The 12,040-nt window shown below is 66.1% G+C and carries 7 protein-coding genes; 3 read left to right on the forward strand and 4 right to left on the reverse strand.

From position 1 onward, the window contains the following. Positions 1 to 2: 2 nt before the first annotated feature. The 4 genes from CAL26_RS11540 to CAL26_RS11555 all read right to left on the reverse strand — a co-directional run bounded on the left by CAL26_RS11540 (position 3) and on the right by CAL26_RS11555 (position 5,474). A complete protein-coding gene (locus tag CAL26_RS11540) occupies positions 3 to 2,066 on the reverse strand; it encodes a M3 family metallopeptidase (RefSeq protein ID WP_094847081.1) in 2,064 nt (687 codons plus the stop codon). A gap of 185 nt (positions 2,067 to 2,251) precedes the next feature. Then, positions 2,252 to 3,100 (reverse strand): bifunctional methylenetetrahydrofolate dehydrogenase/methenyltetrahydrofolate cyclohydrolase FolD, encoded by an 849-nt coding sequence (folD, locus tag CAL26_RS11545; protein ID WP_094847082.1) that lies wholly within the window; start codon positions 3,098 to 3,100, stop codon positions 2,252 to 2,254. Next, on the reverse strand, positions 3,097 to 3,723 hold the full coding sequence (locus CAL26_RS11550; RefSeq protein WP_066348896.1) for a response regulator transcription factor: 627 nt from the start codon (positions 3,721 to 3,723) through the stop codon (positions 3,097 to 3,099). The genes folD and CAL26_RS11550 overlap by 4 nt, the downstream gene beginning before the upstream one ends. Then, positions 3,720 to 5,474, reverse strand: a complete 1,755-nt coding sequence (locus CAL26_RS11555) for a PAS domain-containing sensor histidine kinase (RefSeq protein WP_086064597.1) — start codon at positions 5,472 to 5,474, stop codon at positions 3,720 to 3,722. Before CAL26_RS11555 ends, CAL26_RS11550 begins: the two co-directional genes overlap by 4 nt. A 259-nt stretch (positions 5,475 to 5,733) precedes the next feature. Between CAL26_RS11555 and aceE the strand changes: the two genes are divergently transcribed. Genes aceE through lpdA form a run of 3 tightly spaced genes read left to right on the forward strand, consistent with a single transcriptional unit; the run spans position 5,734 to position 12,003 of the window. Continuing rightward, positions 5,734 to 8,442 (forward strand): pyruvate dehydrogenase (acetyl-transferring), homodimeric type, encoded by a 2,709-nt coding sequence (gene aceE, locus CAL26_RS11560; RefSeq protein ID WP_094847083.1) that lies wholly within the window; start codon positions 5,734 to 5,736, stop codon positions 8,440 to 8,442. Positions 8,443 to 8,454: 12 nt separating this feature from the next. Further along, complete coding sequence (gene aceF, locus CAL26_RS11565) at positions 8,455 to 10,146, forward strand: dihydrolipoyllysine-residue acetyltransferase (protein ID WP_094847084.1); 1,692 nt, start codon at positions 8,455 to 8,457, stop codon at positions 10,144 to 10,146. A 12-nt stretch (positions 10,147 to 10,158) separates the two neighbouring features. Continuing rightward, on the forward strand, positions 10,159 to 12,003 hold the full coding sequence (lpdA, locus tag CAL26_RS11570; protein WP_094847085.1) for a dihydrolipoyl dehydrogenase: 1,845 nt from the start codon (positions 10,159 to 10,161) through the stop codon (positions 12,001 to 12,003). Positions 12,004 to 12,040: the final 37 nt, after the last annotated feature.

Below are 12,040 nucleotides of genomic sequence, written 5' to 3' on the forward strand. Positions count from 1 at the left end.
GTTTACTCCTGTTGGGCGATCATGCCGCTGTGGCGCAGCAAGGCGTCGATGCGCGGCTCGCGGCCGCGAAAGGCCTTGAACGAATCGGCGGCCGGCCGGGCGCCGCCCACGGCCAGGATCTCGCGCCGGAAGCGCGCGCCAGTGGCGGCGTCCAGCGTCCCGTGCGGGGCGTCCCGCGCGGCTTCCTCGAAGGCTTCGTAGGCGTCGGCCGACAGCACTTCGGCCCATTTGTAGCTGTAATAGCCCGCGCCGTAGCCGCCCGCGAACAGGTGCGAGAAGCTGTGCGGCATGCGATGCCAGGCCGGCGGCGTCAGCACCGCGACTTCGCCGCGCACCTGGTTGAGCAGGTCCAGCACGGCCTGGATGCCGGCGCCTTCCGGCCGGTCGTGCAGCAGCATGTCGAACAGCGCGAACTCGATCTGCCGCACGGTCTGCATGCCGCTCTGGAAATTGCGCGCCGCCAGCAGTTTGTCGAAGAGCGCGCGCGGCAGAGGCTCGCCGCTGTCCACGTGGGCCGACAGGCGCTGTACCACCGGCCATTCCCAGCAGAAATTTTCCATGAACTGCGACGGCAGTTCGATCGCGTCCCATTCCACCGCGGCAAAGGCGGCGGCGCCCGGTTCGTCCACTTCGGACAGCAGGGCGTGCAGGGCATGGCCGGTTTCGTGGAACAGCGTGATGACGTCATCGTGCGTCAGCAGCGCCGCCTTGCCGCCATTCGGCCGCGAGAAATTGCAGGTCAGGTAGACCACCGGCGTATGCAGGGTGCCCGAAGCCAGGCGGCGGCTGCGCTCGCTATCCACCCAGGCGCCGCCCTGCTTGCCGGCGCGCGCGTACAGGTCCAGGTAGAGATAGCCCACCAGTTCGCCATCCGCGCGTTCCACGCGCACGCCGCGCACGTCGGAATGCCAGGCCGATACCGGGAATTCCTTCAGGCGCACCGTGAACAGGGTTTCGATGACTTCGAACAGCCCGGTCAGCACGCGCGGTTCGGTGAAATATTGCTTGATCTCGTCTTCCGAATACGCATAGCGCGATTCGCGCAGGCGTTCGGACGCGTAGGGCACGTCCCAGGGCTGCAGGTCATCCATGCCCAGCTCCTGGCGAGCGTACTCGCGCAATTGGGCCAGGTCGCGTTCCGCGTAGGGGCGCGCGCGGCCGGCCAGGTCGCGCAGGAAGCCGATCACCTGTTCGGCGTCGCGCGCCATGCGGGTCTGCAGGCGCAGCTCGGCGAAATTGCGGAAGCCCAGCAGGCGCGATTCTTCCGCGCGCATGGATAGGAGCTCTTCGATCAGCGGCGAATTGTCGAACTTGCCGTCGCCGTGTTCGGACGCCACCGTGCCATAGGCGCGGTAGAGCGTCTCGCGCAGCGAGCGGTCGCGGGCATATTGCATGATGGGCAGGTAGCAGGGCATTTTCAGCGTCAGCTTCCAGCCATGCTTCCCATCGGCCTGCGCGGCCTGTTGCGCTGCCTGCCTGACGTCGGCCGGCACGCCGTCCAGCCGGGCTTCGTCTTCGACCAGCAGCGACCACGCGTCGATGGCGTCCAGCACGTTTTCGGAGAACTTCTGCGACGTCTGGGCTTCGCGGTCCGAGATTTCGGCATAGCGCTCGCGGTCCGCGCCCTGCAGTTCGACGCCGCTGAGCCGGAAATCGCGCAAGGCCAGGTCGATGACGCGTTGGCGCACCGGGCTCCACGACGCGAAACCCGGGGCGGCGCGCAGCCGCTGGTATTGCTTGTACAGGCCTTCGTGCAGGCCGACCCAGGTGGAAAACTCGGTGACCTTGGGCAGCGCGGCGTTGTAGGCCTCGCGCAGTTCGGGGGTATTGACCACCGCGTTCAGGTGCCCGGCCACCGACCAGGCGCGCCACAGCCGCTCGGAAGTCGAGTCCAGGGGTTCCAGTATGGTTTCCCAGGTGGCGGGCAGGGCGGGGTCCGCGGCCTGGTCCACCGCCTGCCGCGCGGCGGCCAGCAAGGTATCCACCGCCGGCACGATATGCTCGGGCTTGACGGCGGCGTAGTCCACCAGGTCTTCGACGGGGGCGAGTAGCGGGTTGGCGCTCATAGACGGGCTCGATCCAGGATAAACAACAATGCAGTTTAGATGGAGACGAGCCATCAAGGTTGCAAGAGCCACCCGGTCCGCAGAAACAGGTGCTGCCCGAGCCGGGACGCCGCGGATCCGGGTTCCCCGGTCCGCCGGCGTCGCCCCCTTGAGGGGGAAGCGCGCAGCGCTTCGGGGGTGGGCCTTTACCTTAGCCTTTCCGCCGCCTCGACGGTATTGACCAGCAGCATCGCGATGGTCATGGGCCCGACGCCGCCGGGCACGGGCGTGATCGCGCCCGCCACCTGCACCGCGCTGTCGAAATCCACGTCGCCGCGCAGCTTGCCGTCTTCGCCGCGGTTGATGCCCACGTCGATGACCACGGCGCCCGGCTTGATCATGTCGCCCTTGACGATGCCGGCCTTGCCGGTGGCGACCACCAGGACATCCGCCCGGCGGGTATGCGCCGCCAGGTCGCGCGTCTTGGAATTGCACAGCGTCACGGTGGCGCCCGCGGCCAGCAGCAGCATGGCCATCGGCTTGCCGACGATATTGCTGGCGCCCACGATGACGGCTTCGGCGCCGCGCAGCGCGACGCCTTCGCTTTCCAGCATCTTCATCACGCCGTAGGGCGTACACGGACGGAACAGCGGCTGGCCCGTCATCAGCAGGCCCGCGTTGCTGATGTGGAAACCGTCCACATCCTTTTCCGGGGCGATCGCCTCGATCACCTTGTGCGCATCCATGTGCGGCGGCAGTGGCAGCTGCACCAGGATGCCGTGTATCGTCGGATCGCCATTCAGCACGGCGATCCGCTGCAGCAGTTCGGCTTCGCTCATGGTGGCCGGATACTGCTCTTTCACCGAGTGAAGGCCGGCCTTTTCGCAGGCCAGCACCTTGTTGCGCACATAGACCTGGGACGCCGGGTTTTCGCCGACCAGCACCACGGCCAGGCCGGGTTGGACTCCCTGTTTCGCCAGTTCGGTGACGCGATGCGCGACTTCGTCGCGGATGCGCTGGGACAGCGCCGAACCGTCGATGATCCTTGCCGTCATGCGTGCGCCTCGGGTTTTGCCAGGGCCACCTTCATCAGGTCGGCCACGGTGGTGACTTCCAGTTTTTCCATGATGTTGGCGCGATGCGCCTCCACGGTCTTGATGCTGATCCCGAGATCGTCGGCGATCTGCTTGTTCAGGCGGCCCGCCACGATGCGTTCCAGCACCTGCTGCTCGCGCGCCGTCAGGCGGGCCAGCATGGCTTCATGATCGCGCTGCGCCTGGAACTTGGACACGCGCTGCGTGGCCTGTTCCAGCATGCGCGCGACGATTTCGCGCAGGTCCGATTCGTTGAAGGGCTTTTCCAGGAAGTCGATCGCGCCTTTCTTCATGGTCGTCACCGCCATCGGCACGTCGCCGTGGCCTGTGATGAACACGATGGGCAGCGGCGCCTTGCGGGCGATCAGCTGTTCCTGCAATTCCAGGCCGCTCATGCCCGGCATGCGGACATCCGCGATCAGCACGCCCACCTGGTTGGGGTCGTAGTCTTCCAGAAAGCTTTCCGCGCTGCTGTACGCGCGCACACGATAGCCGTTGGCTTCAAGCAGCCAGCGCAGCGAATCGCGTACCGCTTCGTCGTCGTCGACGATGAATACCGTGCTGGACGGATTGGGGGTGTTCATGCGTGAAGCTCCTCGGACTGGTCATTCTGCGACTGCGCCTGAGGCGCCGCGCAGGGCAGGGTGAAGCGGAAGATCGTGCCGCCCGCGGGATTGGGATCCGCCCAGAGGCGGCCGTGGTGCGACTCGATTATGGTACGGCAGATATTCAGCCCCATGCCCAGGCCCTGGGCCTTGGTGCTGAAAAAGGGTTCGAACAGCCTTTCCGGATCGGCCAGGCCGTGGCCGCGGTCCACCACGGCCACTTCGATGTGCTGTTCGTGCAGGATGACGGCAACCTTCAGTTCATCGGAATCGCTGTTTTCCATGGCCTCCAGGCCGTTCTTCAGCAGATTCAGCAGCACCTGTTCGATCAGGATGGGATCGGCCAGCACGTCCGGCGCGTTCGACGGCACGAAGCGTTCGATGCGGATGCGGCGCTTGCGGGCGTCGATCTCTGCGAAGCCGATGGCGTTGTCGACGATGCCGGCGATGGCGACGCGCTGGCGGCGCGGTTCGCTGCGCTTCACGAATTCGCGGATGCGGCTGATGATCTTGCCGGCCCGTTCGGCCTGCGCCGCGGCTTTTTCCAGCGCCGGCAGCAGCATGCGCGGATTGGTATGGCCCGCCTTGACCAGGGCGACGGCGCCCATGCTGTAGTTGGTGATCGCCGTCAGCGGCTGGTTCAGTTCGTGCGCCAGCGAGGACGCCATTTCGCCCATGGTGGTCAGGCGGCTGGTGAGCTGGATCTTTTCCTGCTGGACGCGCGACGCTTCTTCGTGCTGCCGGCGTTCCGTGATGTCGCGCGCCACCTGCAGGCGCACGCGGCGGCCGTCGGTCCAGGCCAGCATGCGGTGGTGCACTTCGAACCAGCGCTGCACCGACGGCGCGAAGACTTCCACCGATTCGTCGGTGAAGCGGCCGCGGCGGCCGGCCAGCAGTTCGTCATGGCCGCCGGTCTGCGCGCCGAACACGCGCCGGTAGGTGCGGTTGGCGAACAGCAGCTCCAGGCCATCGTGGGTATCGGCCGTGACCGAGATCGCGTCGTCCAGGCCTTCCAGCACCGTCATGAAGCGCTCGTGCGCCGCCGTCAGGGCTTCGCGGATGCGCTTGGGCTCGGTGATGTCCGTCATCGACGTCATCCAGCCGATCTGGTTGCCGTTGGGGTCCAGCAGCGGCGACACATACATGCGCGCCGTGAAGCGCGAGCCGTCGCGCCGCTGGGCTTCCACTTCCAGCCCGCTGCTGGGCGTCTTGCCCGACAGCAGGATGTCCAGGGTGTGCTGGTGCTGGTCGTGGCGTCCGGGGACCCAATAAGGGAAGGGCGGGCTGCGGCCGATCAGGTCGGCCTCGTTCCAGCCTATCATCCGGCAGAAGGCCGGATTGACGTAGGAGATGCGGCCTTCCATGTCCAGCACCCGCATGCCGGTGGACATGGAGTTTTCCATCGCGCGGCGAAAGCCCGTCTCGGCGATCAGGGCGGCCTCCGCATGCGAGCGGAAGCGGGTATAGCGCCACAGCATGAGCAGGCTGATGACGATCACGCAGGACAGCGCGAGCACGATCCACAGCAGGCGCTGCTGCCGCATTTCCTGGTCTATGGTCACGAACATGACGCTGTCGTCATGGATGCGCTGCAGCCAGAAGAACACGCCCATCACACATATATAGAGTATGAGGACGACGACAGGCGTCAGCCAATAGAGGCCGCGCCTGCGCAATCGGGCATGGTCGTGAAACGGCGTGGGTATATTCGACTTTGGGACGCTGGCCATGGCTATGTCGCGGGAACTTGAGACATTTTAGTCGCTTGTTTCCCTTGGCGATATTTTCATATTATGAAATGCCGTACCGCAACATGAAATTTCTCTTGCGTCACGGTAATCTTGTTTCCTAGAATGCGCCGCATAAGTTGCCCTGGCCAAGCGGTCTGGCGCGGAAACGCGCGGCAGGCCGGTTTTCTGCGGGCGTTTTCAGTGCCCCTCGCGCCGGCACAGGCGCACGGCTACAACCCTCTCTGCTCGGAGACACACGATGTCCTCTAACGCCCTGGCTGGCGCCCAAACGGCTGCCAATGACGAAGACACCCTGGAAACCCAGGAGTGGCTCGAAGCGCTGGCGGCGGTGCTCGACCGCGAAGGTCCGGAACGCGCCCACTACCTGCTGGAACGCCTGATCGATGAGGCTCGCCGTTCGGGCGCGAATATGCCGTATTCGCCCAACACCGCTTATGTGAACACGATACCGCCGGGCCTGGAGCCCGCGCATCCGGGCAACCTGGAGCTGGAGTCGCGCATCCGCGCCTACGTGCGCTGGAACGCCATGGCCATGGTGGTGCGGGCCAACCGCCACTCGCCGCCCGATGGCGGCGACCTGGGCGGCCACATCGCGTCGTTCGCCTCGCTGGCCACCATGATAGGCACCGGCCAGAACCACTTCTGGCATGCGGAAAGCGAAGACCACGGCGGCGACCTCGTGTACTTCCAGGGCCACTCGTCGCCCGGCGTGTACGCGCGCGCCTTCCTGGAAGGCCGGCTGACCGAAGAACAATTGAACCACTTCCGCCAGGAAGTGGACGGCAAGGGCCTGTCGTCGTATCCGCATCCCAAGCTGATGCCGGAATTCTGGCAGTTCCCGACCGTGTCGATGGGCCTGGGCCCCATCACCGCCATCTACCAGGCGCGTTTCCTGAAGTACCTGCACGCGCGCGGCCTGGCCAACACCGCCAACCGCAAGGTCTGGGTCTTCTGCGGCGACGGTGAAATGGACGAACCGGAATCGCTGGGCGCGATCGCCCTGGCGGCCCGCGAAAAGCTGGACAACCTGATCTTCGTCATCAACTGCAACCTGCAGCGCCTGGACGGCCCGGTGCGCGGCAACGGCAAGATCATCCAGGAACTGGAAGGCGATTTCCGCGGCAGCGGCTGGAACGTCATCAAGCTGATCTGGGGCGGCTACTGGGATCCGCTGCTGGCGCATGACAAGGAAGGCATCCTGCGCCGCGTGATGGAAGAAACCGTCGACGGCGAGTACCAGGCCTACAAGGCCAACGACGGCAAGTTCGTGCGCGAGAAGTTCTTCGGCAAGCATCCCAAGCTGCTGGAAATGGTCGCCCGCATGAGCGATGAAGACGTGTGGCGCCTGAACCGTGGCGGCCACGATCCGCACAAGGTGTACGCCGCGTTCGAATCGGCCTCCAACCACAAGGGCCAGCCCACGGTCATCCTGGCCAAGACCATCAAGGGCTACGGCATGGGCCAGGTCGGCCAGGCCAAGAACCCCACCCACCAGCAGAAGAAGCTGGACGTGGCGGCGGTGCGCGAATTCCGCGACCGCTTCGGCATTCCCATCCCCGACGACAAGCTGGAAGAACTGCCGCTCTTCAAGCCCGCCGAGGATTCGCCGGAAATGAAGTACCTGCACGAACGCCGCAAGGCGCTGGGCGGCTATCTGCCCAAGCGCCGCGTCAAGGCCGACGAAAAGCTGAACGCGCCCAAGCTGGAAGCGTTCAAGCCGGTGCTGGAGCCCACCGCCGAAGGCCGTGAGATCTCCACCACCCAGGCCTTCGTGCGTTCGCTGAACCAGATCCTGCGCGACAAGGACCTGGCGCCGCGCGTCGTGCCCATCCTGGCCGACGAATCGCGCACCTTCGGCATGGAAGGCCTGTTCCGCCAGATCGGCATCTATGCGCCGGAAGGGCAGAAGTACATCCCGGTCGATAAGGACCAGGTGATGTACTACAAGGAAGCGGCCGACGGCCAGTTGCTGCAGGAAGGCATCAACGAAGCGGGCGCGATGAGCTCCTGGATCGCCGCGGCGACGTCGTACTCGACGAACAACCGCATCATGATCCCGTTCTACGTGTACTACTCGATGTTCGGTTTCCAGCGCATCGGCGACCTGGCCTGGCTGGCCGGGGACATGCAGGCGCGCGGCTTCCTGATCGGCGGCACCGCGGGCCGCACCACGCTGAACGGCGAAGGCCTGCAGCACGAGGACGGCCACAGCCACCTGATGGCGGCCACCATCCCGAACTGCCTGCCCTACGACCCGACCTACGCGCATGAAGTGGCGGTCATCATCCAGGACGGCCTGCGCCGCATGGTCGAGAACCAGGAAAACGTCTATTACTACCTGACCGTGATGAACGAGAACTACCCGCACCCGGGCTTGAAGCCGGGCGACGAGGAAGGCATCGTGCGCGGCATGTACAAGCTGAAGACGGTGGGCAAGGGCAAGCAGCGCGTGCAGCTGATGGGCTCCGGCACCATCCTGCGCGAAGTCGAGGCCGCCGCCGACCTGCTGGACAAGGACTGGGGCGTGGCCGCCGACATCTGGAGCGTGACCAGCTTCACGCTGCTGCGCCGCGAAGGACAGGACATCGATCGCCACAACATGCTGCACCCGGCGGAAAAGAAGCCGCAGGTGGCTTACGTGACCCAGCAGCTGGCGAAGACGGAAGGCCCGATCATCGCGTCGACCGACTATATGAAGCTGTATGCCGACCAGATCCGCCCGTTCATTCCCAAGGGCCGCGAATACCGCGTGCTGGGCACGGATGGTTTCGGCCGTTCCGATTTCCGCTACAAGCTGCGCGAACATTTCGAGGTCGATCGCCACTTCGTGGCCGTCGCTGCCTTGAAGGCGCTTGCGGACGAAGGCGCCATTCCGGCTTCCAAGGTGGCCGAGGCCATCAAGAAGTACGGCATCAACCCCGAAAAAGCCAACCCGCAATACGCCTGAGGCCCGAACGACATGAGCAATACGGTGGAAATCAAGGTACCTGACATCGGCGACTTCAAGGAAGTCGAAGTCATCGAAGTACTGGTGGCGGCCGGCGACACGATCAAGGCGGAACAGAGCCTGATCACGGTGGAGTCGGACAAGGCTTCCATGGAGATTCCGGCGTCGGAAGGCGGCGTGGTCAAGTCCGTGAAGGTCAAGGTCGGCGACAAGGTGGCGATGGGCACCGTCGTCCTGGAACTGGAAGCGGGCGGTTCGTCCGAAGCGGCCGCGGCAGCGCCGGCCAAGGCCGAAGCGAAAGCGGAAGCCAGGCAGGAAGCCGCGCCGCAGGCCCAGCCCGAGGCGCAGGAAGCCGCGCCGGCCGCCGCGCCCGCGCAGGGCGGCGGCCAGCAGGTCATCGAGGTGCCCGATATCGGCGACTTCAAGGAAGTCGAGGTCATCGAGGTGATGGTCGCGGTCGGCGACACCATCAAGGCCGAACAGAGCCTGATCACGGTGGAGTCGGACAAGGCGTCGATGGAGATTCCGTCGTCGCAGGGCGGTGTGGTCAAGGAAGTGCGCGTCAAGGTCGGCGACAAGGTGTCCAAGGGCACGCCGGTGGTCGTGGTGGAAGGCGGCGAAGCGCCTGCCGCCGCCGCGCCGGCCCAGGCGGCGCCCGCCCAGGCCGCGGCGCCGGCTCAGGCCCAGGCCTCCGCGCCGACCCCCGCGGCCGCGTCGCCGGCGCCTGCCGGCCGTGCCGCGCCCGCCGCCGCGCTGCCCGAAGCCGAACTCAAGCCCGGCCAGCTGCCGCATGCGTCGCCTTCGGTGCGCAAGTTCGCGCGCGAGCTGGGCGTGGACCTGGCGCGCGTGCCGGGCAGCGGTCCCAAGGGCCGCATTACGCAGGACGACGTGCGTGGCTTCGTCAAGCAGGCGCTGGCCGGCGGCGGCGCGCCCGCCGCGGCTGGCTCGGCCGCCGGCGGCAATGTCGGCGGCCTGAGCGTCCTGGGCTGGCCGCAGGTGGACTTCAGCAAGTTCGGCCCGATCGAAGCCAAGCCCTTGTCGCGCATCAAGAAGATTTCCGGCGCGAACCTGCACCGCAACTGGGTCATGATCCCGCACGTCACCAACAACGACGAAGCGGACATCACCGACCTGGAAGCGCTGCGCGTCACGCTGAACAAGGAAAACGAGAAGTCCGGCATCAAGGTCACCATGCTCGCCTTCCTGATCAAGGCGGTGGTCGCGGCGCTGAAGAAATTCCCGGAATTCAATGCCTCGCTGGACGGCGACAACCTGGTGCTGAAGCAGTACTACCACATCGGTTTCGCCGCCGATACGCCCAACGGGCTGGTGGTGCCGGTGATCCGCGACGCCGACAAGAAGGGCATCCTGGACCTGGCCAAGGAAAGCTCGGACATGGCCAAGAAGGCGCGCGACGGCAAGCTGTCGCCCGCGGAAATGCAGGGCGGTTGCTTCTCGATCTCGTCGCTGGGCGGCATCGGCGGCACGCACTTCACGCCCATCATCAATGCCCCCGAAGTGGCCATCCTGGGCGTATCGCGCTCCGAGTTCAAGCCGGTATGGGACGGCAAGCAGTTCGTGCCGCGCCTGAAGCTGCCGCTGTCGCTGTCCTATGACCATCGCGTCATCGACGGCGCGGCCGCGGCCCGCTTCAATGCCTATCTGACCGCCTTGCTGGCCGACTTCCGCCGCATCGCGCTGTAATCGGGGATCGATATGAGCAATACGGTGGAAATCAAGATACCCGACATCGGCGACTTCAAGGAAGTGGAAGTCATCGAAGTACTGGTGGCCGCTGGCGACACGATCAAGGCCGAACAGAGCCTGATCACGGTGGAGTCGGACAAGGCTTCCATGGAGATCCCGGCGTCGGAAGGCGGCGTGGTGAAGTCCGTGAAGGTCAAGGTCGGCGACAAGGTGTCCATGGGCACGGCCATCCTGGAAGTGGAGCCCGCCGCGGGCGGCGCGTCCGCGGATGCGGGCAAGGACGCGGGCAAGGGCGCCTCGTCGTCAACGGACGCGCCGAAGGCCGCGCCGGCTGCCGGATCCCAGGCGGCCGGTTCGCCGGCCGCCGACAAATCCCCGCCGCCGCCCCCGGCGGCAGGCGCCGCCGCCGCGCCCACGGCGGCGAAGTACGCCGGCAACGCCGATATCGAATGCGACATGCTGGTCCTGGGCGCGGGCCCCGGCGGCTATTCCGCCGCCTTCCGCGCCGCCGACCTGGGCATGAAAACCGTGCTGGTCGAGCGCTACTCGACCCTCGGCGGCGTCTGCCTCAATGTGGGTTGCATCCCGTCCAAGGCCTTGCTGCACGTCGCGGCGGTCATGGAGGAAGCCAAGGCGCTGGCCGACCACGGCATCAGCTTCGGCGAGCCCAAGATCGACCTGGACAAGCTGCGCAGCTTCAAGGACAGCGTGGTCGGCAAGCTGACCGGCGGACTGGCCGGCATGGCCAAGATGCGCAAGGTCACGGTGGTGACGGGCGTGGGCGAATTCGCCGATCCCAACCACATGACGGTCAAGGGCGCCGACGGCAAGACGCAGACGGTGCGCTTCAAGAACGCCATCATCGCGGCCGGCAGCCAGGCGGTGCGCCTGCCCTTCCTGCCCGATGACGAGCGCGTGGTGGATTCCACCGGCGCGCTGCTGCTGCGTTCCATTCCCAAGAAGATGCTGATCGTCGGCGGCGGCATCATCGGCCTGGAAATGGGCACGGTGTACTCCACGCTCGGCGCCCGCCTGGACGTGGTGGAAATGCTGGACGGCCTGATGCAGGGCGCCGACCGCGACATGGTCAAGGTGTGGCAGAAGATGAACGCGCCGCGCTTCGACAACATCATGCTCAAGACCAAGACCGTGGCCGCCGAAGCCCGCAAGGACGGCATCTACGTCACCTTCGAAGGCGAGGGCGCGCCCAAGGAGCCGCAGCGCTACGACCTGGTGCTGCAGGCGGTGGGCCGTTCGCCCAACGGCAAGAAGATCGGCGCCGACAAGGCCGGTATCGCGGTCACCGATCGCGGCTACATCCCGGTGGACAAGCAGATGCGCACCAACGTGCCGCACATCTACGCCATCGGCGACATCGTCGGCAATCCGATGCTGGCGCACAAGGCCGTGCACGAAGGCCATGTGGCGGCCGAAGCCGCGTCGGGCGAGAAGTCCTTCTTCGACGCGCGGGTGATCCCGGCCGTGGCGTATACGGATCCCGAGGTCGCCTGGGTGGGGCTGACGGAAGACGAGGCCAAGAAGCAGGGCATCAAGATCGAGAAGGGCGTGTTCCCCTGGGCCGCCTCCGGCCGCGCCATCGCCAATGGCCGCGACGAAGGCTTCACCAAGCTGATCTTCGACGCCGAGAACCACCGCATCCTGGGTGGCGGCATCGTCGGCACCCATGCCGGCGACCTGATCAGCGAACTGGCGCTGGCCGTGGAGATGGGGGCCGACATCGTCGACATCGCCAAGACCATCCATCCGCATCCCACGCTGGGCGAATCGGTGGGCATGGCGGCGGAAGTGGCGGAAGGGGTCTGCACGGACCTGCCGCCGACGCGCAAGAAGTAAGGCAGGCGGCGCCCGCGCTCGCGGACGCCGCCTGTGC

It is taken from the genome of Bordetella genomosp. 9 (assembly GCF_002261425.1).
Taxonomy (GTDB): Bacteria; Pseudomonadota; Gammaproteobacteria; order Burkholderiales; family Burkholderiaceae_B; genus Bordetella_C.